Origin of the sequence: Thioalkalivibrio sp. ALJ7, assembly GCF_000376865.1 — a bacterium.
Classification (GTDB): Bacteria; Pseudomonadota; Gammaproteobacteria; order Ectothiorhodospirales; family Ectothiorhodospiraceae; genus Thioalkalivibrio.
This window is the reverse complement of record NZ_AQXQ01000008.1, coordinates 1-24,925: the sequence shown is the minus strand read 5'-3', so window position 1 is coordinate 24,925 and position 24,925 is coordinate 1. Positions and strand designations below refer to the sequence as shown.

Sequence of the window (24,925 nt, the reverse complement as noted above, 5' to 3'; positions counted from 1 at the left end):
GGACCCGCCGCGCCGAGCGCGCTCGCAACCGCGTCCGGCCACCAGTGCCGAACCCGCGAGCCTGGAACTGATTCACCCGGTTGGAAAGGGCCGTTATGCCACGCACTAACAAACCCTTGAAGGTCATCGCAGTCGCCTCCGGCAAGGGTGGCGTTGGCAAGACCAATGTCTCGGTCAACCTGTCGGTGGGCCTGGCTCGGCTGGGGCGCGAAGTGATGCTGTTCGACGCGGACCTAGGCCTCGCCAATGTCGATCTCTTGCTTGGCCTGCGGCCGGAACGAACGCTGCACGACCTCGTGACCGGCGAGGTGGAGAGCCTGGAGGATGTGCTGGTCCAGGGGCCGGACGGAGTGAAGGTGGTGCCATCGGCTTCCGGCATCGCCGCGATGGCGAACCTAACCCCGGCCGAACATGCTGGGCTGATCCATGCCTTCAGCGCCTATAGCAAGCCGTTGGATGTGTTGATCGTGGATACCGCAGCAGGGCTGCAGGAGTCCGTGACCTCGTTCTGTCGCGCGGTTCAAGAGACCCTGGTGGTGGTTTGTGACGAGCCGGCATCGATTACCGATGCCTACGCCCTGATCAAGGTGCTGCACCGGGACCACGGCATGCGTCGTTTCCGCATGGTGACCAACATGGTCAGCGGGCGCGAAGGTGCCGACCGCCTGATGCAGAAACTGAATACCGTTTGCGGCAACTATTTGCCGGAGGTTGTCCTGGACCTGGCCGGCTATATTCCCATGGACGAGCACCTACGCAAGGCGGTGCAGAAGCGCGCGCCGGTGGTCCAGCAGTATCCCGGCAGCCCGGCGGGCAAGGCCTTCGCCGAGCTGGCCCGGACGGTTGATCGTTGGCCGGTCGGTAAGGGTGACCACGGGGGCGTCGGGTTTTTCGTGGAACGAATGCTCCAGAGTGCATGATGACGACCCGAAATCGACTTTCCGGCTACCAAACAACGTCCACTGCATCCGGTGGGCACGAACAGCTGATTGCTGATCACATCGAACTGGTGCACCGGATCGCCCATCATTTGATGGCCCGCCTGCCGTCCTCGGTCCAGGTGGATGACCTGATTCAGGCGGGAATGATCGGTTTGCTGGAGGCCGCGCGGCAGTTTGAGGGCGGCCAGGGCGCCACTTTCGCGACCTATGCCGGGATCCGTATTCGCGGTGCGATGATTGACGAATTGCGCCGTAGTGACTGGACGCCGCGTTCGGTGCACCGCAATAGCCGCCGCATCGCCGCCGCGATTCAGGCGGTCGAGGCGCGCGAAGGCCGGGCCGCACGCGGTAGCGAAGTCGCGGCGGAACTGGAAGTGCCCATCGATCAGTATTACGAGATGCTTCAGGATCACGCCGGTGCCCATTTGTTCGCGCTGGACGACCTCGGCGGCGGCGATGATGGCGCCGATCGGGTGATCGAGGGTCAGGAGGTTTCGCCCGCGCGGAATATGGAAGCGGGCGAGTTCCGCGAGGAACTGGCCGAGGCATTGGGCGACTTGCCAGAACGCGAGCGTCTGGTGCTTTCGCTGTACTACATCGAGGAACTGAATTTGCGCGAGATCGGTGCGGTGTTGGGCGTGACCGAGTCGCGTGTCAGCCAAATCCGCAGTCAGGCGGTGATCCGCCTGCGCGCGCGCATGGGGTCGTGGCTCGAAGACGGCACGGCTTTGCAGTTATTCTAAAACCCACCCTACGAATCCCGGAGTGACGTGTGGACAAGGGAATGAAAATTCTCATCGTGGACGACTTTTCCACGATGCGGCGCATTATCAAGAACCTCTTGCGCGATCTCGGCTTTAACAATACCCAGGAAGCCGACGATGGGAGTACCGCGTTGCCGATGTTGCAAAACGGTGACTTCGACTTCCTGATTACGGACTGGAATATGCCCAACATGCCGGGCATCGATTTGCTCAAGGCCGTCCGGGCGGATGCCAATCTGAAGTCGATGCCGGTGCTGATGGTGACGGCAGAGGCCAAGCGCGACCAGATCGTGGAGGCGGCGGAAGCAGGTGTGAATGGCTATGTGGTCAAGCCGTTTACCGCTGAAACCCTAAAGGAAAAGATCGATAAGATCTTTGAACGTATTGAGGCGCAAGGATAACTTGGTGCCGATAGCGGTCCATTTTGGCTTGGCGCCAAAGTGGACCGGTTCGCCTGTTAACGCCGCCGGGAGTCATATCCTGGCGGCGGGGTTTCAGCAAGAGGCTTTTCATGACTGAACAGGAACATCCGCCGCGTGACGGTCAGCTCGATCTCGCCCGCAAGCTCGTCGAGCGACTGGAAGCCGGTGACGACACGGGTGCCCGGGCGTTGGTCCAGGACTTGGCGCGTCCTTATGACCGCGAGCTCTTCGATGAACTGGGCAAACTGACTCGAGACCTCCACGAGGCCTTGCAGAGCTTCCGGGGCGACTCGAGACTGGTCGAGCTGACGCAGGCCGAGATCCCCGATGCGAAGGAACGCCTGAACTACGTGGTCACGATGACCGAACAGGCGGCACACGACACGATGAATGCGATCGAGTCGAGTCTTCCCATCGCCGAATCCTTCAGCCAGCAGGCCGCTGAGCTGACCGAAAAATGGACACGGTTTCGTAACCGCCAGCTATCGGTGGATGAGTTCCGGGATTTCGCGCGGGATCTGGATGGCTTCTTTGCCCAGGCTGGTACCGATACGGAAGAACTTCGGCGACTGCTCTCCGAAGTGCTGATGGCCCAGAGTTATCAGGATATTACGGGGCAGGTCATTCGTCGTGTGATCCAGCTGGTGACGGACCTGGAGGAGAACCTGGTGTCCCTGATCCGGCTGTCCAGTGGCCGCATGGAGCAGGTGGAAGCGGCCGAGGCCTCCATCGAGCGGAGCAAGGACGACCGCGAAGCCGACCGCAAAGGGCATGGCCCGAGTGTGCCAAAGACTCAAGATTCCAGCGGAGATGTCGTTCAAGGACAGGACGAGGTGGACGATCTGTTGTCGAGCCTGGGCTTTTGACAGCACCCCTCATGCGACTGGCGCCACGGGATTGGAGAGACTGAATGGCCATCGACCCCAACGACGAAATCCTTCAGGACTTCCTGATCGAGGCCGGGGAACTTCTTGAGGGGCTCAACGAGCAACTCATTGACCTGGAACAGAACCCGGACGACCGGGAGCTTCTGAATGCAGTCTTTCGCAGCTTCCATACGATCAAGGGCGGTGCCGGCTTCCTGAGCCTGGACGCGCTGGTGACCGTATGTCACCACGCCGAAGATGTCTTCAATCTGTTGCGCAATGGCGAGCGTCGGGTGGATAGCCACCTGATGGACACCATGCTTCGGGTGCTGGATAGCCTGAACGTCATGTTCGGGGATCTGCGCTCCGGTGTCGATCCGACGCCGGCAGAAGCGGATCTGGTCGAAGATCTGCGCCGCATGGCCAGAAACGAAGATGTGGCCGCGGCTCCGTCATCACCTCCGGAACCGGAACCGGAACCGGAACCTGAGCCTGAGCCTGAGCCTGAACCCGAGCCCAAGGACTCGGCTGCGGACGGAATGGTGGGGGCTGGTGACGAGATCACAGACGACGAGTTCGAAGCGCTTCTGGATACCCTGCATGGGGACTCTGCGCCCGCACCCTTGGCCAAGGATTCGGAGTCCGATCCGGCCGGTGCCACGGACGGTGATGTGGATACCGCTGCGAGCGGCGACCTGATCAGCGACGACGAATTCGAGAATCTGCTGGATGAATTGCAGTCCCGGGGCGAAGGCCCTGTGGCGACGCCCACAAGCGAAACCCGCGAACCCGCAACGCCAGAGCCGGTCCCCAGTGCCCCGGCCGAAGAGCCTGCCAAAGCGGAGGTCGGCTCTGGAGGGCAGGGTGGTGGTGCTGCCCGCGCAGGCGGGGGCGGCGAGGCTGGAGGCCGCTCGGCCCCGCAGGGCGAAACCTCCGTCCGCGTCGACACCGAGCGCCTGGACGAGATCATGAATCTGGTTGGCGAACTGGTGCTGGTGCGCAATCGCCTGAGTATGCTGCGCTCGCAGCATGTCGACGACGAGTTGGGCAAGGCGATCAGTTCGTTGGCGCTGGTGACTTCGGACCTGCAGACCTCGGTGATGAAGACGCGGATGCAGCCGGTGAAGAAGGTCTTCAATCGCTTTCCCCGAGTCATTCGCGACCTGTCGCGCAATCTGGGGAAAGAGATCGAACTGGAGATCTTCGGTGAGGATACTGACCTCGACAAAAACCTGGTCGAGGCGCTCTCCGATCCGTTGGTCCACCTGGTACGAAATGCGGTAGACCATGGTATCGAGACCCCCGAGGTGCGCGAGGCCGCCGGCAAACCGCGCAAGGGCACCGTGGTGCTGGGCGCGGCGCAGGAAGGCGACCATATTGCACTCCTGATCAAGGATGACGGCGGTGGCATGGATCCTGATGCCCTGCGTCGCAAGGCTGTGGAGAAAGGCCTGATGGAGCCCGCCATGGCTGAGCGCATGACGGATCGCGAGGCCTTTAACGTGATCTTCATGGCCGGCTTCTCGACCAAGACGGAGATCTCCGATGTCTCCGGCCGCGGGGTCGGCATGGACGTGGTCAAGACCAAGATCTCGCAACTCAACGGCATGATCGACATTGAGTCCGAGATTGGTGTCGGGACCACGCTGCGCGTCAAACTGCCGCTGACGCTGGCGATTTTGCCGGCCTTGATGGTGATTCTGGATGGGCGCCGTTTCGCGATCCCCCTGGCCTCGGTTTCGGAGATCCTGGACCTGGATCTGACCAAGACGCACTACGTGGATGACCAGGAGGTCATCATCGTGCGCAAGCACGCGCTCCCGATTCACTACCTCAAGCGCTGGCTGAAGCCTAGCCACGAGCCCGAGCCGAGCAAGGAAGCCCATGTGGTTGTGGTGCATACTGCCGACCGTAAGGTGGGGCTGGTGGTGGACGACCTGGTGGGACAGGAAGAGGTGGTGATTAAGCCTCTCGGTCAGAATCTGCAGGGGGTGAAGGGCCTCGCGGGGGCGACCATTACGGGGGATGGTGGAATCGCGCTGATCCTCGACGTCTCGGACCTGGTGACCATCTTGATGCGGCAACTGCAGATGTCCGGTCGGCCGCGCCGCGCGGTGCGGTCGAGCGAGGGCTGAGGATGCCGATCAAGGTCCTGGTGGTCGATGATTCCGGATTTTTTCGTCGAAGAATTGCGGAGATTCTCGATTCCGATTCCGGCATCGAGGTGGTCGGTTCAGCCGAGAATGGTGAACAGGCGATTGCCAAGGTTCGGGAGCTGGATCCCGATGTGGTAACGATGGATATCGAGATGCCGGTAATGGACGGCATCACCGCTGTACGCAAGATCATGGCCGAGAACCCGCGGCCGATCCTGATGTTTTCCAGCCTGACCACCGAAGGTGCGCAGGCGACCCTGGATGCGCTGGAGGCGGGGGCGGTTGATTTCCTGCCCAAGCGTTTCAGCGACATGGCCAGCGACGAAGACAGCGCGCGCATGCTGTTGCGCCGGCGCGTGCGTTCCTTGTCGCGCAGCCGGGCACGCTCGGTGAGTGCACCGGGCAGTAGTGCGCCTGCTCGCGAGGCCCGGCCCAACGCGCGCCGGGAGGAGGCCGACCGGGTTGCGGCCGACGCCCGCAAGCAGGCTCCCCCAGTTGTCAGTACGCGTCCCAAGACGCCGCTGCGGCAAATGCGCGCGGTGCTGATTGGGACCTCAACCGGTGGCCCAGTCGCCTTGCAGGAAGTTCTGAAGCCGCTGCCAGCGAGCTTTCCACTCCCGATTCTGCTGGTGCAGCACATGCCGGCCAGTTTTACCCCGGCCTTCGCCGAGCGCCTGAATGCAATGTGCAATATCGAGGTGCGCCAGGCGAAGGACGGTGATGTCCTGAAGCCGGGTGTGGCCCTTCTCGCGCCAGGTGGTATGCAAACCACCCTGGAGCGCGGAAGCCAGACGCAAGTTCGTATTTCCGAGAGCCCTTTGGGGACGATCTATAAGCCAAGCGTGGACGCGGCGTTTACTTCTGCCGTTGATGCCCTGCGGGGGCAGGTCCTGGCCGTGGTGCTGACCGGTATGGGTGCGGATGGCCGTGAAGGGGCCCGTGCTCTGAAGGCGGTTGGTGCTCAGGTGTGGTCGCAGGATGCCGCGACCTGTGTGGTGTACGGGATGCCCGCGGCGGTTGCCGAGGCGGGGCTGTCGGACCACGTGTATCCGTTGCCCGAGATCGGACCGGCCCTGGTAAAGGGGATCTGCTGACATGGATATCTTGAGCCTCGTCGGGATCACGCTGGGGCTGGTGGCCGTCTTGGGCGGAAGTATTGCCAAGGGCAGTGGTCTGGGTGCGCTGTGGAACGCCGCTGCCTTCGTGATCGTGGTGCTGGGGACCCTGGGGGCGACCCTGGTGCAGGCGCGGATGGTGGTGTTTTTGCATGGGATGCGCATCCTGCCTTGGGCCTTCAAGCCACCCAAGATCAATAACCGGGCGATGGTCGAGCAGATCGTCGAGTGGTCGAATGTCGCGCGCAAAGAGGGCCTGCTGGGTCTCGAGACGTTGGCCGACGAGGAAAGCGACGAGTTTGCGCGCAAGGGGTTGCAGCTGCTGGTTGATGGCAGTGAGCCTCAAACCATTCGACAGATCCTGGAGGCCGACCTGGACAACCGCGAGCACTTTGACCTGCAAGGGGCCAAGGTCTTCGAGAGTATGGGGATCTATGCCCCGACTCTGGGCATTGTGGGTGCGGTGATGGGGTTGATGGCGGTGATGCAGAACCTCGCCGATCCGAGCAAGTTGGGGGCGGGGATAGCGGCGGCGTTCGTGGCCACGATCTACGGTATTGCATCGGCGAACCTGTTGTTCCTTCCGGTGGCAAACAAATTAAAGTCAATTATTCAGAATCGCTCGCAACATCAACAAATGTTGATGGAAGGGCTGATTGCGATTGCCGAGGGCGAGAACCCCCGGAACATCGAAAGCAAGCTGAGTGGCTTCATCCACGAGTGAGGTCACCATGGCACGACGCAAGCGGGCGGAGGAACACGAGAATCACGAGGCCTGGGCCATTCCCTACGGGGATCTGGTTACGCTGCTGCTCGCGTTTTTTGTGGTGATGTACGCAATCTCCTCGGTGGATGACGGGAAATACCGAGTCCTCTCGGAGTCGCTTGTGGATGCGTTCCGCGCACCCATGCAAGCCGATCCGATCCAGGTGGGGGAGCCGACCGTGGCTCGGGAGCGCAGTCCACAGGATCTGCGAGCCCTGGTGCCGATCGAGGTGCAACCGGGGCTGGTTGAGGATGGGCCGCAGCCGATCGATATGGCGTTGAGCGGGTTGATGGACGATACCCCCGAGGCTGATGGAATGCAGGCCTTCCTCGACGACCTGGCGGATACGGCTAGGGAGATCGAACAGGCTATGGCGCAGTGGATCGAGGACGGCGATCTGCGCGTCACCCGTGAGGCCTATTGGCTGGAGATCGAGATCACGAGCCGGTTGTTGTTCCCTTCCGGGTCCGCAACGCTCAATGCGGAGGCAACGGCGTTGCTGCGTGAAGTCGGGGTGATCCTTGCGCCGCGTGTCTCGCGCATCCATGTAGAGGGGCACACGGACAATGTGCCGATCCAGACCGCCGTCTATCCTTCCAACTGGGAGCTCTCTTCCGGGCGGGCGGCGGCCGTAGTGAACGAGTTTGAAGTGGCCGGCGTCGATCCCGAAAACCTGGTGGCTCTGGGCTATGGCGAACATCGCCCGGTGGCGAGCAACGATACGGCGGACGGCCGGGCAGAGAATCGGCGTGTCTCGATCGTGGTGCTGCCTGGGGCACGACCACGTGCCGAAGGCGCACAGGAGCCGGAGCGCCTGCGCGACGACTTGGCACCCGCACCGCTCTCAACGGATGGAGACACACCATGAAGGTCTGGGCGGTAGCAAACCAGAAGGGGGGCGTGGGGAAGACCACGACGACGGTGACCCTCGGTGGCCTGTTGTCCGGACCAGAGCAGCGTGTGCTGTTGGTGGATGTCGACCCGCATGGCTCGCTGACCGCCTATTTTGGCCACGATCCGGAGACGGCTACCCGAGGCGTGTACGAGCTGTTCAGCCAGTGCGCGGAGGGCGAAGCGCCTGACCCGACGGGCCTGATCCGCGAGAGTCGTTTTCCCGGGCTGGATCTGCTGACGGCCAGTACGGCGCTGGCGACTTTGGATCGTCAGCTGGGTACCCGCAGCGGCATGGGTCTGGTTTTGCGGCAGGCCCTGGAAAAGATCGAAGACCAGTACGACTACGTGCTGCTGGATTGCCCGCCGATGCTCGGGGTACTGATGGTGAATGCACTGGCGGCCTGCGACGAGTTGCTGGTGCCGGTGCAGACCGAATTCCTCGCCCTGAAGGGGCTTGAACGGATGATCAACACGCTGAAGATGGTGCAGAAGTCGCGTAAGGCCGAACTCAAGTATCGGATTATCCCCACCTTGTTCGACCGCCGTACGCGTGCGGCGCACGAGGCGCTGGCCGAGTTGCGTCGCCTGTATGACGATGACGTCTGGCCTGGCGTGATCCCGGTGGACACGAAATTTCGCGATGCATCCAGTGCCGGGCAGCCGCTTTGTTTTATGATCCCGGATGCCCGTGGTGTGCTGGCCTATTCGGACCTGCTGGAGGCGATCGGAGGAAGGCTGTCCGAGCCCCATGAGCGGAGGCGACGCGGATGAACCCATCCAAGGCAGATAATCTCGCCCTGAAGGCGGAACCGGAAGCGCTGGACGACTATTTCGGCAGCTTGTTGGACGATCCGGCACCGGCTCGCCCCCTCTTGCGCCCGGACATCCTGGAGCCGCGGTCCGTGGTGGCGGAGCCTGTCGTGGAGGTGGAAACCACGATGCGCGAGGTCGGAGTGGCCGCCGAGGCGCCAGTGGTTCCGCCACCGACCGTGCCGGGTGAGCGCGAGTACGCGCGTCCCGAGCAGTCCTTCTCGGCCCTGGTGATCGAGGCCGGCAATTTGACCTTGCTGGCGCCATTGCATGCGCTTGGGGGTGTTGCCCCGCTGGACAGTCTGGAGGTGCGACCCACTCCGAATCACTCGGTCTGGTACCTTGGGCTCGCGGATACGAAGCAGGGCCGGGTGCAGCTGATTGATCTTGCGGCGGTGGTAACCCCCGAGGATCGTGAATACGAGGCCGACACCGCCCGCCAGGTGGTCTTTGTCGCGGGCTCGCGTTTTGCCCTTGCCTGCCGCGCAGTCCATGGCACGCGTGTGATCCAGCCGGATTCGCTGCGCTGGCGCAGCCACCGCCGGCGCCTTCCCTGGTTGGCCGGCGTGGAACGCGAAAAGATGGCCACTTTGCTGGATCTGGAGGCACTCGACCGGACCCTGGATGAAGGGGCCTGGGAGTGATCAAGGCCTGCCGATTGTCATGTCCGTTCAAGCATCCGGATGTGCGGCCGATACACTGGGCAGGACGATATTACAGGGCAGTCTGTACCTGTACGGAATGACGAGGACGACATGAGCAGCGCACAAGACGTACAAGCCATGGCCAATGCCGATACCGCCCCGTATGTGACGTTCAGTCTGGCGGGCGAGACCTATGCCATTGACGTCCTTCAGGTACAGGAGGTCCTCAAGGTGACGGAGATCGCGCCGGTTCCTGGCGTGCCGGACTACATCCTCGGGATCATTAACCTGCGGGGTAACGTGGTGACCGTGATCGACGCCCGCCGCCGGATGGGCTTGGATGATCGCGAATCCGACGAGGCTTCGCGCATCGTTATTATCGATGTCGACAACCAGAACGTTGGCATCCTGGTCGATTCGGTCTCGGAGGTTGTACGAATCTCGCCGGACTCCGTCGAGCCGGCGCCGGAGGTCGGCAATGACGATAGCAGCCGCTTCATTCAGGGTGTGACCAGCACGGAGGAAGGTTTGACCATCCTGGTCGACCTGAACCGCTTGCTATCGGACGAGGAGTGGGCGCAGTTGCGCGAACTCTAGGTCGATACCCGGGGTCCATCTGGATAGGGGCCATCGGGTTTAGCCGGGGAGGTGAATCATGGTCGATGAACTCCAGCCGGACCGGACCGTGCGCCCGGTTCACACAACCGTTCCCGGGCGGCGCCTGAGCGATGACCATGATCGGGATCCCGTCTTCCGGCCCGCTGTGCGCCCGACTCAGCAACGCCCTCCGCGCAAGGACGAGCGTCCGCCCCCCAGGCGGGGCCTGATCGACGACTACGCCTGAGCGGTGTTGTCCTGGTAAGAGCCGATCCTCACCGCCAAAAATTCCCCGTGGAGTATCGATCGCCCGTATGGCTGGTCATTTGGGCATGATTCACGCGACAATCGTCGAGCCCTGGGTGCCAGGAGAGAGTGCGAAATGGGTGAGGGATTACTGGTCTGGCTGGCTGCATTGATTGCGTTGTTGGCCACTGTGGTGGCTGGCTTCGCAGTGGGTGTGGTGATCTTGTTGCGCCGGCAGCTGGCCGCGCTGCGCGTGGACTACCAGCGCCAGGCAACCTCGGTGATGGCATTGCAGGGCGCGATGAAGGCCTTGTCCGAGGGGGTTGCGACGCATGGTCAGGCACAGGCCTCGGTTCAGCGTGCCCTCGAGCGCCTGCATGACCAGCACAGCGAATTGCGGGCCCGCGATGGCGACAGCGGCGCCTATGAGCAGGCGATTCGGTTGATCCAGGAGGGGCAGGGGCGGGAAGAGGTTCGTCGCCGCTGCGGACTCACCACCACCGAACTCGATCTCCTGTTCAGCCTACACGGTTCCGGAACTGCCGCCGGGAGCGGGTCAAGCGGGTATTCATGATCGCGGTCCGGGCCCGCGGTAGCCATCTTCTCGGTCGTCGGGAGTGATGCCGGCCAGCAGAAACACGAACGCCAGTATCTCCGCAACGGCCACATAGAGCTCTTCGGGAATCTCGCTGCCTAGCGGGATCTGCGCAAGGGCCTCGCTCAGACCGGGGTCCTGGTGCAGGGGGATTCCGTGTTCTTCGGCGATCTTCAGGATCGCATCCGCCGTCAGCCCCGACCCGGCGGCGGTAATGCGTGGTGCCTTTCGGCGGTCCCATTCCAAGGCCACTGCGCGGGTGGTGCGATCGGCGTTTGAGCCCTTGCCTGATGAGTCCTGGGCCGATGAGCGTGAATCGTTGTCTTCCATGGCCTCAAGCCTGTTCGTCGAGCATGCGGGGCCCACCGGAGGCCGGTCTCGGGTCGGTGTCGACGGGGCCCTGGCGCACCGAGAGCCCGGAAATCTTGAGTTCCCTCTGAGCCAGGCGTTCCCGGAGTTCGGGCATCTGCTCGCGCAGTCGCGCGACCGTGTTGGGCTCGCTCGCCGTGAAATGGACGTTCATATTCCCTTCGCGTGAGGCGACCGCGATCCGCGTCGGACCAAGTTCGGTCAGATCCAGGGTCAGCACGATGGACCAGGGGTTCTGGCTCTCCTGCTCGGCGCCGGAACCCTCACGTATTTCGCCCATTATGCCGTGTATGCCTTGCTCGCCCCGAAACGGAAGTTCGAAGAACCAGCGGTTGTTCCCGGGCTCATCACTGGCAAAGGACTGCAGCGACTGGAGTTGCAGTGACGTCACGCGCTTGAGCAATCCCTCCAGGAGCCCCGTAAAGGAAGGCAGGGTCGTGGTCACTGCCGGCGTGGGTGTTGCAGGAGCCGTCGGCGTTGCCATGCGTGGCTGGGGCGGTGTCTGGCGCAGCTGATCGGCGGCACGCAGGAGTTGAACCTTGAGATCGGTGGCAAGTTGGGGCGCGATGACTGTGCTGCGTACGGCCTGTCCCAACATCGCCTCCATCCACAGACCGGACTGTTGCACCTGGTGGCGGAGCTTGTCCGGCTGCACGAGTTGCCCCGGGCCCGGGAGCTGTTCAAGGATTCGCTGCAATGCGGGTGGAGCGGGCTGAGCAGGCGCCGCGCCTCCATCGGGGCGCGCCGCCGCCAGTGCGCTGGGTAGCAGGCTTTGCAGGGCCTGTGCCAAGGGGCGGGCGCCCGGCAACTGATGGCGCAGCTCCTGGCCCAGCCATTGCTGGGCCGGATTCGCCGCTACGTTCCTGCTCGGCCGAGGTTCGGTCCGGTCGGCGGCCAGCGGGATCAGGCGTGCCTCCAGGCGGGGTTCCGTACGGGTGATCTCGGCCAGCATGGGCTGGGCGCGTATCGCCGCCGCGCTTCGATTGAGCAGGGCGTCAGGTAGGGCGCCCGCCGCCAGTTGTGCAGTGACTACGGGCTTTGATGGCGTGCCAGGACCCGTGCGTGTCGTGGGCGCCTCGAGCCGAAGCCGCACCGCGCGATCAGCCAGCACCTCAATCACCCGGACTTCAACCCGTGTGCCGGTGGTCAGATTCAGCCGCTCGCTGGCCGCCGTTCCTGCCGGGCTGGCGCCTGGCACCATCCAGCCGGGTACACGGGGTCCGCTCAGGTCGGCCATGGCATGCTCCGCCGATGGAAAACTCCAGCATCGCACACAGAAGGGTGGTGCAAGAAGCACGGGAACTCGGGATCGGTCGGTTTGCTATCCTGAGCACTCGTTCGAGACGGGTGTGTGGATGTATGGCGAAGATACGCGTATTGATGGTTTGTCTGGGCAATATCTGCCGGTCACCCATGGCGCATGGGGTATTCGAGGCGCGTGTGCGTGAACACGGCCTGGAGGATGTCATCGAGGTGGACTCGGCCGGTACGGCGGGTTATCACATCGGGGCCAAGCCAGACCCCCGAGCTCGCCAGGAGGCTCGCTCCCGAGGCTATGACCTGGAGCATCTGCGGGCCCGCAAGCTTGAGCCCGAAGATTTTCAAGAGTTCGACTATATCCTGACGATGGACGATGCGAACTACCAGAATGCGGAAGATATTCGACCCGCTGGTGGGCGTGCGGAGCTCTTGCGCTTTCTGGATTTTGCGCCGCAGTTTGACGAACACGAGGTTCCGGACCCGTACTATGGAGGCGATCAGGGCTTCGTTCACGTGATGGATCTCGTCGAGGCTGCGGCCGATGGCCTGCTGGAGCATATTCGTACCCATCGTGCCCTGAAGGCTTCCTGACGGACGGGGGTGTACAACCGGGCTTGAACGGTTGCGCGGCCCGCGCAGTGCGGCGCCACTCGTGGTCATTGAACCTGCTCAGAAAACAAAAGGGCCCGCCACATTGCCGGGCCCTTTTGCGTTTTGGACGGGCGTTTAGTCGCCGCCCTTGCGCTCCCCTGGATCGGACGATTCGGCGGCCGGTTCGGAGCGAGGCTCGCGTTGTGCGGGCTTCTCGTTGCTCTCCGTAGTAGACGCCAAATCACGATCTTTCTGGCCAGAAGGGCTCGGTGCATCGCCGGAAGGGTCAGCCTGCTGGCTGGGTCCCGGCGTTTGGCCTTCGGACTGGTTCGACGGTGCACTAGCATCGGCATCACGTGCCGGGGCCTTCGCCCGTGAGCGGCGGGGCTTCGCTGGAGTGTCAGCGGCATCAGGGCCGGCGCTGCCCGTCTTCTCCGAGGCCGGATCGCTCGCGGCACCCGCTCCGGTTACGGACGCGGGTTCGGCTTTCTGGCCCGAAGCCGGGTCCGCTGCCGCGGCAGACGTGTCGGACGCATCCGAGCGAGCTTCTGCTGGGGCCTTGTCGGCCGCCGGCTTCCGGCTACGGCCGCCTCGGCTTCGACGCGGCGAGGCCGGTCCCGTCGCATCGGTGTCGTCGCCCTTGGGGGGCTCGCCGGACGATGCCTCGGGGCTAGAGGCCTGATCGGGACTATCGGCCACGTTCGTTTTGGCTCGTGGCTCGGGTGCGTTGTCGCTGGGGCTCGTGGCTTCAGGTGTCGCAGCGGGGCCCGAGTTGGATTCCGGTTTGCGGGCCTCTTGATTCGGCGAATTCGCGGAATCGTTGTCCTGATGATTGCTATTCCCGGCCTCAGACCCCGCTTCACCGGATTGATCCCCCCCAGAACGACCCCGGCCGCCGCGACGGCGTCCGCCCCGACGGGACCGACGGCTGCGTGTACGGCCCTTGTTGGCGTCGTCGTCCTCGGTCTTCTCCGGCCCCTTGGAATTGGGCTCGGACGGGCTGTCGCCTGTGGGCTCCGCCGCCGACTTGTTGTCGGCCTGAAGTGCGGCTGGCTTGCCCGCGGACTTGTCGTCGACTTTGGCGTTCGCAGCCGGCTTGCGGTCCTGCGACTCCTTTGCGGCCTCGTTGCGGCCGTTGGTGTCCTTCTTGGCCGCCCCGCTGCCGCGGCGAGAACGCCCCTTGCCACCACCTTCAGGCTTGTCGGACGCACCTTTTTTGGCATTGCCCGCCTCTTCGCTGGAAGCCTGGGTCTTGTCGGCTGCCTTTTTCTGGCTACCACCGCGCCCTCGGCCGCCCGATTTGCCGGCGCCGCCACCTTCGCCCTTGGGACCGCCGCGTCGGCCACCGGCTTTGCCGGACGCTTCCGGTTCGCGTTCGTCTTCGGTTGGGCGGGCGTTGGGGAACAAAGAAGACCAGATGCGGGTAAAGAAGCCCGGTTGGGGTACTCGCGCTTCCGGTTCCGGCGTTTCCGTCGCGGAATCGCTGACCGGTGCGGGACCCGTCATCTTGACACCCTTCACCAGCGGCTTTTCGACCTTGCTACGGCGTTCGTGGTGCGGAGTGGTCTCTTCCTCGACGGCTTCCACCAGCTCGTGGGAGCCGCGATCACTGATGGCCTCCTCACGCTCGTCCCCCCGCACCCTGCGGACCTCGAAACGAGGGGTAAGGAAGTGAGGATTGGGAATGATGCTGATGTCGACCTTGTGGCGATCTTCGATATCGGTAATCGATTCGCGCTTTTCGTTGAGCAGGAAGGTGCCGACATCCACCGGAACCTGGCCCATGACCAGACCGGTACGGTCCTTCATGGCCTCTTCTTCGATCAGGCGCAGGATCGACAGAGCCAGAGATTCGACGCTGCGGATCTGGCCATGGCCCTCGCAGCGGGGGCAGGTGTTCTGGCTGGACTCACCGAGCGAGGAGCGCAGGCGCTGGCGCGACATCTCCAGCAGACCGAAGCGGCTGATGCGACCGACCTGGACCCGTGCACGGTCCATCTCCAGCGCCTCGCGCAGCCGGTTTTCCACCTCGCGCTGGTGCTTGTTGGCGTTCATATCGATGAAATCGATCACGATCAGGCCGCCCAGATCGCGGATGCGTAGCTGACGGGCGACCTCTTCGGCCGCTTCCAGGTTGGTGTGGAAGGCGGTCTCTTCGATATCGCCGCCCTTGGTGGAGCGGGCGGAGTTGACGTCGATGGAGATCAGGGCCTCGGTGTGATCGATCACCAGGGCGCCACCCGAGGGCAGGGTGACGTCTCGATCGAAGGCGCTCTCGATCTGGCTCTCGATCTGATAGCGATTGAACAGCGGGACCGGGTCGTCGTAGCGCTTGAGCTTGCGCAGGCTGTTCGGCATCACCAGGCTCACGAATTCCTCGGCCTGCTGGTAGACGTCGTTGTCATCAATGATGACTTCGCCGACGTCGTTGCGCATGTGATCGCGCAGGGCGCGGATGATGACGTTGCTTTCCTGGTGGATCAGTGCCGGCGCCTTGGCCTTTTCGGCGGCCTCGGTCACGGCGGCCCACAGGGCGGTCATGTAGTCGAGGTCCCACTGGAGTTCTTCGGTGCTGCGGCCAACCCCGGCCGTGCGCGCGATCACCCCCATGCCCTCGGGCATGTTGAGGCCGGAGAGGGCGTCACGCAGGGAGGCACGATCTTCCCCCTCGATGCGGCGCGAGACGCCGCCGGCCTTGGGATTGTTGGGCATCAGGACCAGATAGCGGCCCGCCAGGCTGATATAGGTGGTGAGCGCGGCACCCTTGTTGCCGCGTTCTTCCTTCTCGACCTGTACGAGGAGTTCGGTGCCTTCCTTCAGGAAGTCTCGGATCGGCTTGTCGCTGTCGGCGGGACCACCCACCGCCGAATGGGCAATTTCCTTGAACGGTAGAAAGCCGTGACGATCAGCACCAAAGTTGACGAACGCAGCCTCGAGGCTCGGTTCGACGCGGGTGATCTTGGCCTTGTAGATGTTCGCCTTTTTGCGCTCGCGCGAAGGCAGTTCGATGTCCAGGTCGTACAGCCGCTGGCCGTCGACCATGGCGACACGCAGCTCTTCGGGCTGCGTGGCATTGATCAGGATCCGTTTCATGCATTGGACTCGGTAGGCCGTCCTGCCAGCCGGCGGTAACAGCAAAAGCCCGTGAAGTGGTGATGGAGCGGCGGCACGGCAACGCTTGCGCACGCGTGCTCGCAGCGGCGGCGCGTAGCGCAAGCCAGCGCGCCAGCCAGGTATTCACCAGCAACCACGGGTTTAGTCGCCTGCGGGAGGCGAAGCCGGGGAGACAGGACTGGGTTAGAAGAAATAGTGTCACAGTGTCGCTTTTCGGCGATGGCCCTCCGACCGGAAGCTGCTGTCAGCTCGCGGGTCGAAGTGGCGGATGATTCGAGGTACTTGGCCCGCTTCACGCGGCTACGTACCGTGCGCCAATGTAGGGCATAACCCCCCGTATGGGCAAGTTTTTTCGGTATTGCGTGTGGTGTGTGTTGTAGCCCGGGACGCGCCGCTCGGGTAGCATCCCGCGCCATGAATGCAAGGCGTGAATCCTCCGGCCCTCGTACTTTGCAGGTCACCGAACGGGGTGACGGGCAACGGCTCGACAATTTCCTGCTCCGCGAGCTGAAGGGCGTGCCGCGAGGATTGATCTATCGCCTGGTGCGCCAAGGGGCGGTACGGGTGGATGGGCGCCGTGCCAAGGCACACAAGCGGCTGGTAGCGGGCAATGAGGTGAAGGTGCCCGATCTGGATCGGCCGGAAACGGCCACCGCCGAGATCCCGCCCAAGGTGCTGGAACGGCTGCGCCAGGCGATCATCTTTGAAGATGACGATGTTCTCGTATTGGACAAGCCCTCCGGTCTCGCCGTCCACGGGGGCAGTGGGCTGGCCTTTGGGATCATCGAGGCGATGCGTCAGCTGCGGCCGGATTGCGAATTGGAGCTGGGCCATCGCCTGGACCGGGAGACCAGCGGCTGTCTCCTGCTGGCGAAACGCCGAGCGGCGCTGCAGGACTTTCACTCAGCGCTGCGCGAGGGGCGGGTGGAGAAACGTTACCTGGCGTTGCTGGTTGGCCGTTTTGACAAGGACCAGCCGATCGAATGTGCGGCCCCGATCACCAGCGGCCGCCAGGACGACGGACGTCGCCGCATGAGCGCCGGCGAGCCTGAAGGCGAGGGCGGGCGTCCACGCGAGGCGCAAAGCGTCTTTGTGCCGCTGGAGACCCATGGGGCGTTCCAGCTGGCCGAGGTTTGCATTGGCACGGGACGTACCCACCAGATTCGCGTGCATGGTCAGGCGATCGGGCATCCGGTGGTAGGGGATCACGACTACGGCCTCCCGGATGCCAATCGGTTGTTGCGGCGGCACGGGTTGAAGCGCCTGTTTCTGCATGCCCAGGCATTGGGGTACCAGTCAGCGGATGGCGAACAACATATCTTTTCGGCGCCGCTGCCGGACGAGCTGGTGGCGGTTCTGGCGAGCCTGGACGCGGGCGACGACGACGCATGAATACACCTCTCCTGCCACCAGCGGAGAATGCCCTGCGGCTGGTGGTGTTCGACTGGGACGGGACCCTGATGGATTCGCCCCGCCGGATCGTCCACTGCCTGCAGCGGGCTGCCGGGCAGATCGGGGCGCCCGTGCGAGATGAAGCTGCGCTGCGCAACATCATCGGCCTTGGTGTGGACGCCGCCGTACGCGAGCTCTATCCACAGGCGGATGATGCCTTCGTGCGCCAGTTCGCGGAGACCTATCGCGAATGTTACCTGGGCGCCGAGGATGCGCCGGAGACGCCGCTGTTTCCGGGAGTGGCGCCGCTCCTCGACTGGCTGGAGGCGCGCGATGTCCTGTTGGCTGTGGCGACCAGCAAATCGCGCCGCGGGTTGGATCAGGCATTGGAGGCAACCGGTCTGGCACGTCGCTTCGTGGCGACGGCGACCGGTGACGAACACCCGTCGAAGCCCAACCCGGCGATGCTGGAACATGTGATGAATCGCGCGGGCGTCGACCGTGCGCGAGCCCGCATGGTCGGTGATAGCGTTTATGATCTGCAGATGGCGCGTCATGCCGGGGTGCCAGCAGTGGCGGTGACCCACGGGGTGCATTCGCCGGAACGGCTACGCGAGGAAGCGCCGCTGGGAATGCAACCGGATCTGGAATCCCTGTTAGACGTCTTCCGGCAGGCCGAAGGCGAAACCGAATAAAGGAATCAAGATGGGCTGGGCGAACGAGAACAAACCGGGCTGGGAACGTGAAACGCTTGAAAAGCTGGTTCAGGCCCAGGTGATCGAGCAGCGTCGGGCACGGCGCTGGGGGATCTTCTTCAAGCTGTTGTTTTTCTTTTATCTGGTCGCGCTTCTGATTCTTGTACGCGGCGGCGACATGGGCCTGGCCGGCCTGTTCGAGAGCGATCGTGAGCCGAGCGACCATGTGGCGGTCGTGGAGGTCGAAGGGCTGATCGCCTCCAGTGCCTCGGCCAATGCGGAAGACATCTCCAAGGTGCTGAACGAGGCCTTCGAGGCCAAGGGCACCCAGGCGGTGATGCTGCGCATCAACAGCGGCGGTGGTAGCCCGGTCCAGGCTGCGAATATCCATGACGAGATCCTGCGCCTGAAGGAGAAGCACGCGGATATCCCGGTCTATGCGGTGATTGGTGACGTGGGCGCCTCGGCGGCGTACTACATCGCGGTCGCGGCCGACGAGATTTACGCCAGCCAGGCCAGCATGGTCGGCTCGATCGGTGTACGCATGGATAGCTTTGGGTTAGTGGACCTGATCGAGAATATCGGCGTCGAGCGCCGCTTGTTCACCTCGGGCGAGAACAAGGGCTTCCTGGACCCATTTCTGCCGCTCGACACCGACCATGTGGACCACCTCGACGGTGTCCTGCAGGGCGTTCACCAACAATTCGTGGACGTCGTGCGCAGTGGTCGCGGTGACCGCCTGAACGAGTCCGACAACCTGTTCAATGGCCTGATCTGGACCGGGGATCGCTCGCTGGAGCTGGGGCTGATTGACGGCCTGGGGACGGACCGCAGTGTGGCCCGAGACGTCGTTGGTGTGGAGAAGCTGGTGGTCTTCAAGCCGCGGCGAACTGCCTTGCAGCTGTTGTTTGAGGATCTGGGGATGGCCGCGTTCCAGCAATGGATGAGCTGGGAAACCACGCCGCAGTGGCGGTGACGCGTCATCGAGTGGTACGCCGCCCCAAAGCGGGGCGGATCGCTCGCTTCTATTAGCTGCGACGCCCCTCGTCGATACGGGTGACGCGCGCAATCATGCCGATAATGGGGTGGTCCAGGTAGAAGAGGTCGTCCCCGGAGTTCATGCGCTGACTGCCGCGCACGACGACGGAGCGTGGTGGCTGATCGTCGCGCGGTTCATCGACGTGATAGATCAGGTCGGTTTCGAGGTGCAGAAAACGTCCGACCCAGATGCGCAACCGTCCCTCCAGCTCGAATCGAGCGTGCTGGTCCTCCACCAGGGCGCGTGGGGTGAGAGGGCCGGGCTCGTCTTGCACGAATGTGCGTGCCCCCAGACGACGCCCTTCCTGTACACGCAGCCACGGTGACGAGGCGTGGTCGCGCCCGGTCTGGTCCCAAGCCAGACGCGCGAGGACGCGACCCGTGCCGGAATCCTCCACTCGGCCCGCCGCCCGTTGCAGTTCGAAGCCCCGCCGCGAGGTACGGTAGACGCGACCGCCGAGCTCGGATTCTCCGAAACGGGGCTCCCGGGGAGCGGCCAGCTCCATCTGCAGCCGGCGGCTTTCATCGGTGCGGTGTTCGAAGATCACCAGTTCGATACGGTATTCGCGACCGGCCTGGGCCATCGCCGGGCTTCCCAAGCCGACGACGGGGAGGGCAGTGAGGCCCGCGAGGACGCGGCGGCGCAGAGGGTTCGGGGTGTTCGGGGCGTGGTCGGACATTCAGGCGGCCTGTTGTTCGGGGCTAATGGTATTTAAAAGACGCAGTACGGCCTGCGCCCGGGCCTCCAGGGTCTCCATCTCGGCAAAGAAGCGGAAGGCCTTCTGGCCATCCAGTTTGTACCCCTGTGGATCGGATTGCACCAGTTGGATCAGGGCCGCGATGTCGAGATTGGGACTGGGACCAAAAACCAGGCGTCCGCCGGCGGGGCCCAGCTCCAGCTTGCGGATGCCGAGCGGCGTCAGTTTCAGACGCAGACGCGCGGCCTCGAACAAGGCCTTGGCGGCATCGGGCAACAGCCCGAAACGATCCACCAGTTCGATCTCCAGATCGCGCAGCGCTTCGGATGAGGCCGCCGAGCTGATCCGCTTGTAGAGGATCAGGCGCGTATGCACGTCGGGGACATACGCCGATGGCAGCAAGGCGGGCAATCCGAGTTCGACCTCGGTCCCTGTAGCCTCAGGCGCGTCCAGTTCCGGCATGTTGCCGGAGCGCAGGGCGTTCACCGCGCGGTTGAGCAAGTCGTTGTACATCGAAAAGCCGACCTCGTGAATCTGGCCACTCTGCTCGTCGCCCAGTAGTTCGCCGGCTCCGCGGATCTCCAGGTCGTGGCTGGCCAGGGTGAAGCCCACCCCGAGGTCCTCAAGTGACGCGATGGCCTCCAAGCGCTTCTTCGCGTCGGCGGTCATCGCCTTTTCGGGTGGCGTAACCAGGTAAGCGTAGGCGCGGTGGTGGGAGCGTCCGACGCGACCGCGCAGCTGGTGCATCTGGGCCAGCCCCAGCTTGTCCGCCCGATTCATCACAATGGTGTTGGCGGTGGGAACGTCGATGCCGGTCTCAATGATGGTCGTGCACACCAGGATGTTGTAGCGTCGGTGATAGAAATCGAGCATCACCTGTTCCAGCTCACGTTCGCGCATCTGCCCGTGTGCAATACCCACGCGGGCTCCTGGCAGCAATTCCTGTATACGCTGCGCGGTGCGTTCGATGGTGTTCACCTCGTTGTGCACGAAGTACACCTGGCCCCCGCGGCGGATCTCGCGCAGGCAGGCCTCCTGGATGATCGCATCGTTCCATTCATTGACGAAGGTCTTGATCGCCAGGCGTTCGCGCGGCGGTGTGGTGATCACCGACAGGTCGCGCAGGCCGGCCAGCGCCATGTTCAGGGTGCGCGGGATCGGGGTGGCGGTCAGGGTCAGCATGTCGACCTCGGCGCGCAGTTTCTTGAGCGCTTCCTTGTGACGGACCCCGAAGCGCTGTTCTTCGTCCACGATCACCAGACCCAGGTTGGAGAAATTCAGATTCGCCTGCAGCAGCTTGTGGGTGCCGATTACGATATCGACCTTGCCGTCTTTGAGCCCCTCCAGCACGGCTGCCTGTTGCTTGCTGCTGCGAAAGCGCGACAGTGATTCGATCTCGACCGGCCAGTCCGCGAACCGGTCGGTGAAATTTTGATGATGTTGTTGCGCGAGCAGCGTGGTGGGGACCAGTACCGCGACCTGCTTTTGGTTTTGTACCGCGACAAAGGCGGCGCGCATGGCCACTTCGGTCTTGCCGAAGCCCACATCGCCGCAGACGACGCGGTCCATCGGACGGGTGTCGGCCATGTCGTCCAAAACCGCGTCGATTGCCTGTTGCTGGTCCAGGGTCTCCTCGAACGGGAAGCCGGCCGCAAACGCGTGATATTCGGAGGTGTCGGTTGCGAAAACCGTTCCCTGTTTGGCAGCGCGTCGGGCATGAATGTCCAGGAGCTCGGCGGCGACATCGCGTGCTTTCGCGGCAGCCTTCTTGCGGGCCTTGTCCCATTGCTCGCTGCCCAGTCGATGCAGGGGGGCATGCTCGGCGTCCGCGCCGGTGTAACGACTGATCAGGTGCAGGGACGAAACCGGGACATAGAGCTTTGCACCATCGGCGTATTCGAGGGTCAGGAACTCCGCAGGTTGGCCATTGAAATCGAGCGTCTGCAGTCCCAGGTAACGGCCGACGCCTTGTTCCTCGTGGACCACCGGTGCGCCCATGGTCAGGTCGCTGAGGTTCTGGATGACGGCATCGGCATCACGGGTGCTGCGGTTACGCCCGCGCGTCTGGCGCGCCCGCTCTCCAAGCAGCGCGGCCTCTGGAGCGACCGCGATGCCATCCGGCAGTACGAATCCCTCGCTTAGCGCCGCCACGGTGACATACAGACCGGGTTCGGCGGTGAGGAAGTGCGCCCAGTCATCGACGGAGTGATGGGCAACGCCCTGATCCCGCAGTAAGGTCAGCAGGGCCTCGCGGCGGCCGGCGGATTCGGCCGTTAGCAGCAGGCGCGGTTGCTCGCTGGCGAACGACTTCAGGCGCTGGGCCGCGTCGTCCTTGCCCTGCTGAAGCCCCAACTCGGGAAGTGGGGTGCAATCGAATGGAATATTCGCGCCGCGCTCGGCCGGAAGGGGGGCTGCAGGATCGCCCAAGGCAATCCCGGCGTACTCGCGCAGGGCGCTTCCGAGCCCATTGGTATCCAGATACAGCCGCTCTGGATTCAGCAGGGGGCGGTCGTACTGATGGCTGAGTTGCTCAAAGCGGTCCCGAATCTCCTGCGCGAAGTCTTCCGCAGCGCCTGCAATGTCTCCAACCTGGACGACCTGTGCCTTGGGGCAGTAGTCGAAAACCGTGTCCATGTGTTCGAAGAACAAGGGGAGGTAGGCCTCGATACCCGGTGGGACCAGTCCCTCGCTAATGTCACGGTAGATTGGGTGGCTGGAGGGGTCGCCGGCGAACTGGGCCCGATAGCGGGTTCGGAACTCGCGGATGGACTCATCGTTCAGCGGAAATTCGTGGCTGGGAAGGATTTCGAGCTGTTCTACCCGTTCCGTGGAACGCTGGGATTCGGTGTCAAAGCGCCGCAGGGAGTCGATCTCGTCGTCCAGGAACTCGATCCGGACGGGCTCGTCGGCCCCCATCGGAAACAGGTCGAGGATCTCGCCTCGCGCCGCGAATTCACCATGGCTGATCACTTGCTGGACGGCGCTGTATCCGGCGTTGGCAAGATTCTCGCGCAGGGTCATGCGATCCAGACGCTGTGCGGTGCGCAGCGAAAGCCCCTGGGTGGTCAGCCAGTCTCGTGGGGGCAGGCGCTGCATCAGCGTGGAAACCGGCATCAGTACGATCCCGCGTTCCAGGCTCGGTAGGTGATACAGGGTGCGCAGGCGCTCGGAGATGATGTCCTCGTGCGGGGAAAAGACATCGAAGGGCAGGGTTTCCCAGTCCGGCAGGCGCATCAGCGGAAGGTCGTGATGCCCGGCAAAGAACTCCCACTCTTCCTGCCAGCGATCGGCGGCCTCGTTGGATGCGGTGATGACCAGTATCGGTCCGCTGAATTCGGCTGCGCTGTGGGCAAGGGCCAGGGTGGCCGCGGAGGGATTCAGGCCTGACCACACCTCGAAGCCGGAGCCGGGCAAACGACCAGGATGGAGCGGATTTCGCCGTGGATCGGACATGTTTCGTGTGCTTGGGGGCTGCGGAGAAGGGCCGAGATTATACGGATTCCGCCCCACAGGTGCGCGATCGGCCATGTGAAGGTCAAGGGTGATTCACCACAGAGGACACGGAGGTCACGGAGAAGGGCGAGGTCAACCGCGATTTACAGGAAGTTTGGAAGGCGGGAAGGGTTTTAGGGTGAAGAGTTGGCGGGTGAGCGCTGCGGATGCACGGCGCCAGCAGTAGACCTATGCGGCCCTCCACTGTGGCGGTCAAGTGATTTCGGACACCGCGTTAGGTGGATTGGCTGCCGTTGGTTGCTCGTAGACGCTGGGAGGCAGGTAGCCCAGCGTCGAGTGGATGCGAACGGTGTTGTAGAACCGAGCGATGTAGTCCGCGATATCCCGCCGCGCCTCGCCGTGGTTCGCGTAGCGGCGCTGCCAGACGCGTTCCGTCTTGAGGCTCAGGAAGAAGCGCTCGACGACGGCATTGTCCCAGCAGTTACCCCGGCGGCTCATGCTCGCCTGGATCTGGTGCCGGGCCAGTAGCCGCCGCCAGGCGGCGCTGGTGTATTGGCAACCCTGGTCGGAGTGCAGCAGCAGTCCCGGCTCCGGTTGGCGCTGCTCCAGCGCCATGCGCAGCGCCTCGCAGGTCAGGCTCGCCGGCATCTGCCGATCGAGGGCCCAACCGATGACCTTGCGCGAGTACAGGTCGAGGATGACCGCCAGGTAGCTCCAGCCGGTCGCGGTTGGGATATAGGTGATGTCGGACGCCCACGCCTGGTTCGGTCCGGCCGGGGTGAACTCGCGGTTGAGATGGTTTTCGGCGACAGGGGCCCGGTCGTCGCGTTGCGTGGTGGTCACAAAGCGCCGCCGCCAGACGGGCCGCAGGCCGCGCTCGCGCATCAGCGTCCGCACCCGGTAACGGCCCATGGCGGTGCCATCCGCCTGTAAGGCTTTTGCCAAACGCCGGCTGCCGTAGGTTCGCCCGGAAGCCGCGAACACCCGCTCAAGGTGAGCGCCAGCGGCGCAGGGCACGCTTGGACGTTCGGCCCGCGCCCGCGCCGCGTAATAGCCGGCCCGGCTCACTCCCAGCAGCCGACAAAGACGATGGACAGGGCCTTCTCCGCTCAACCGCGTGATGCAGCGATGCATCACTTCAGTTCCCGGGCGAAGAAGGCCGACGCTTTTTTTAACAGCTCCTTGTCCTCCTTCAACCGCCGGTTCTCCTCCTCGAGCTGGCGGATCCGTTGTTGTTCCGCCGTCAGCGGCCGACCCTCGCCCGGTTGCCCCTTGCGCTCCGCCTTGAGCTGATCGACCCAGCGGCGAACGGCCGTCTCGCCTAGATCCTGATCCCGGCATACGACCGAGACCTCCAGACCGTCATCGACCACCATCCGGGCCACGCGCTCCTTGTATTCGCTTGAAAAACTTCGGCGCTTGCGTGCCATGGTTGTTCTCCTCGTCCAGGGGGTATCGTCCCACCTAACGAGGTGTCCACGGAAATTAGACCAGCTCAC

Annotated in this window: 23 protein-coding genes; 17 read left to right on the top strand and 6 right to left on the bottom strand. The window is 63.6% G+C overall.

Translation table 11 applies throughout. The features are described 5' to 3' along the window. The first annotated feature begins 95 nt into the window (after positions 1–95). From D002_RS0103055 to D002_RS0103000, 13 genes are all read left to right on the top strand, one after another. Positions 96–920 carry a MinD/ParA family protein gene (locus D002_RS0103055; protein WP_018140441.1) on the top strand — a complete coding sequence of 275 codons (825 nt, stop codon included), beginning with the start codon at positions 96–98 and terminating at the stop codon, positions 918–920. Beyond that, positions 917–1,684 carry an RNA polymerase sigma factor FliA gene (locus D002_RS0103050; RefSeq protein ID WP_018140440.1) on the top strand — a complete coding sequence of 256 codons (768 nt, stop codon included), beginning with the start codon at positions 917–919 and terminating at the stop codon, positions 1,682–1,684. Before D002_RS0103055 ends, D002_RS0103050 begins: the two co-directional genes overlap by 4 nt. Before the next feature lie 41 nt (positions 1,685–1,725). Further along, positions 1,726–2,106: a chemotaxis response regulator CheY gene (gene cheY, locus D002_RS0103045; RefSeq protein ID WP_018145741.1), complete on the top strand. Its 381-nt coding sequence runs from the start codon at positions 1,726–1,728 to the stop codon at positions 2,104–2,106. Between the two features lie 110 nt (positions 2,107–2,216). Beyond that, positions 2,217–2,993, top strand: coding sequence for a protein phosphatase CheZ (locus D002_RS0103040; RefSeq protein ID WP_018140438.1), 777 nt, complete (start codon positions 2,217–2,219; stop codon positions 2,991–2,993). A gap of 44 nt (positions 2,994–3,037) precedes the next feature. Continuing rightward, positions 3,038–5,128, top strand: a complete 2,091-nt coding sequence (locus D002_RS0103035) for a chemotaxis protein CheA (protein WP_018140437.1) — start codon at positions 3,038–3,040, stop codon at positions 5,126–5,128. A 2-nt stretch (positions 5,129–5,130) separates the two neighbouring features. After that, on the top strand, positions 5,131–6,243 hold the full coding sequence (locus D002_RS0103030) for a chemotaxis response regulator protein-glutamate methylesterase (protein ID WP_018140436.1): 1,113 nt from the start codon (positions 5,131–5,133) through the stop codon (positions 6,241–6,243). A 1-nt stretch (position 6,244) separates the two neighbouring features. Further along, positions 6,245–6,988: a flagellar motor protein gene (locus D002_RS0103025; RefSeq protein WP_018140435.1), complete on the top strand. Its 744-nt coding sequence runs from the start codon at positions 6,245–6,247 to the stop codon at positions 6,986–6,988. Between the two features lie 7 nt (positions 6,989–6,995). Next, positions 6,996–7,898 (top strand): flagellar motor protein MotD, encoded by a 903-nt coding sequence (motD, locus tag D002_RS0103020; RefSeq protein WP_018140434.1) that lies wholly within the window; start codon positions 6,996–6,998, stop codon positions 7,896–7,898. Next, positions 7,895–8,695, top strand: coding sequence for a ParA family protein (locus tag D002_RS0103015; RefSeq protein WP_018140433.1), 801 nt, complete (start codon positions 7,895–7,897; stop codon positions 8,693–8,695). The genes motD and D002_RS0103015 overlap by 4 nt, the downstream gene beginning before the upstream one ends. Then, complete coding sequence (locus D002_RS0103010; RefSeq protein ID WP_018140432.1) at positions 8,692–9,378, top strand: chemotaxis protein CheW; 687 nt, start codon at positions 8,692–8,694, stop codon at positions 9,376–9,378. The genes D002_RS0103015 and D002_RS0103010 overlap by 4 nt, the downstream gene beginning before the upstream one ends. Positions 9,379–9,516: 138 nt before the next feature. Beyond that, on the top strand, positions 9,517–9,975 hold the full coding sequence (locus D002_RS0103005) for a chemotaxis protein CheW (protein ID WP_155996102.1): 459 nt from the start codon (positions 9,517–9,519) through the stop codon (positions 9,973–9,975). 58 nt (positions 9,976–10,033) lie between these two features. Continuing rightward, entirely contained in the window at positions 10,034–10,222 is a 189-nt protein-coding gene (locus tag D002_RS13290) for a hypothetical protein (RefSeq protein ID WP_081610804.1), read from the top strand. A 135-nt stretch (positions 10,223–10,357) separates the two neighbouring features. Then, positions 10,358–10,795 (top strand): DUF2802 domain-containing protein, encoded by a 438-nt coding sequence (locus tag D002_RS0103000; protein ID WP_018140430.1) that lies wholly within the window; start codon positions 10,358–10,360, stop codon positions 10,793–10,795. On the opposite strand, the gene D002_RS13025 is transcribed toward D002_RS0103000, so the two are convergent. Both D002_RS13025 and D002_RS0102990 read right to left on the bottom strand, forming a co-directional pair. Beyond that, entirely contained in the window at positions 10,790–11,146 is a 357-nt protein-coding gene (locus D002_RS13025) for an EscU/YscU/HrcU family type III secretion system export apparatus switch protein (protein ID WP_018140429.1), read from the bottom strand. The two genes, D002_RS0103000 and D002_RS13025, sit on opposite strands and share 6 nt — an antisense overlap. Positions 11,147–11,150: 4 nt before the next feature. Continuing rightward, entirely contained in the window at positions 11,151–12,422 is a 1,272-nt protein-coding gene (locus D002_RS0102990; RefSeq protein WP_018140428.1) for a flagellar hook-length control protein FliK, read from the bottom strand. A gap of 122 nt (positions 12,423–12,544) precedes the next feature. On the opposite strand from D002_RS0102990, the gene D002_RS0102985 reads away from it, so the two are divergent. Then, positions 12,545–13,036: a low molecular weight protein-tyrosine-phosphatase gene (locus tag D002_RS0102985; RefSeq protein ID WP_026181476.1), complete on the top strand. Its 492-nt coding sequence runs from the start codon at positions 12,545–12,547 to the stop codon at positions 13,034–13,036. Between the two features lie 135 nt (positions 13,037–13,171). Here the strand turns inward: D002_RS0102985 and D002_RS0102980 are convergent, their stop codons facing one another. Further along, the gene (locus D002_RS0102980; protein WP_018140426.1) at positions 13,172–16,129 is read right to left on the bottom strand and encodes an Rne/Rng family ribonuclease; all 2,958 of its coding nucleotides are present in this window, start codon (positions 16,127–16,129) and stop codon (positions 13,172–13,174) included. A gap of 435 nt (positions 16,130–16,564) precedes the next feature. Between D002_RS0102980 and D002_RS0102975 the strand changes: the two genes are divergently transcribed. Genes D002_RS0102975 through D002_RS0102965 form a run of 3 tightly spaced genes read left to right on the top strand, consistent with a single transcriptional unit; the run spans position 16,565 to position 19,213 of the window. Beyond that, positions 16,565–17,542 (top strand): RluA family pseudouridine synthase, encoded by a 978-nt coding sequence (locus D002_RS0102975; protein ID WP_026181475.1) that lies wholly within the window; start codon positions 16,565–16,567, stop codon positions 17,540–17,542. After that, entirely contained in the window at positions 17,539–18,237 is a 699-nt protein-coding gene (locus D002_RS0102970; RefSeq protein ID WP_018140424.1) for an HAD-IA family hydrolase, read from the top strand. The genes D002_RS0102975 and D002_RS0102970 overlap by 4 nt, the downstream gene beginning before the upstream one ends. A gap of 10 nt (positions 18,238–18,247) precedes the next feature. Then, positions 18,248–19,213, top strand: a complete 966-nt coding sequence (locus D002_RS0102965) for a S49 family peptidase (protein WP_018140423.1) — start codon at positions 18,248–18,250, stop codon at positions 19,211–19,213. Between the two features lie 52 nt (positions 19,214–19,265). Here D002_RS0102965 and D002_RS0102960 read toward each other — a convergent pair whose 3' ends face one another. The 3 genes from D002_RS0102960 to D002_RS13285 form a co-directional block, all read right to left on the bottom strand. Beyond that, entirely contained in the window at positions 19,266–19,955 is a 690-nt protein-coding gene (locus tag D002_RS0102960) for a CsiV family protein (protein ID WP_018140422.1), read from the bottom strand. Then, complete coding sequence (gene mfd / locus D002_RS0102955; RefSeq protein WP_018140421.1) at positions 19,956–23,426, bottom strand: transcription-repair coupling factor; 3,471 nt, start codon at positions 23,424–23,426, stop codon at positions 19,956–19,958. It lies immediately after the preceding gene. Between the two features lie 252 nt (positions 23,427–23,678). Continuing rightward, positions 23,679–24,856 (bottom strand): IS3 family transposase gene (locus tag D002_RS13285; protein WP_155996075.1). Its coding sequence is split into 2 segments (ribosomal slippage): positions 23,679–24,589 and positions 24,589–24,856, totalling 1,179 coding nucleotides; the frame shifts between segments, so codons are not numbered across the junction. Between the last annotated feature and the right edge of the window lie 69 nt (positions 24,857–24,925).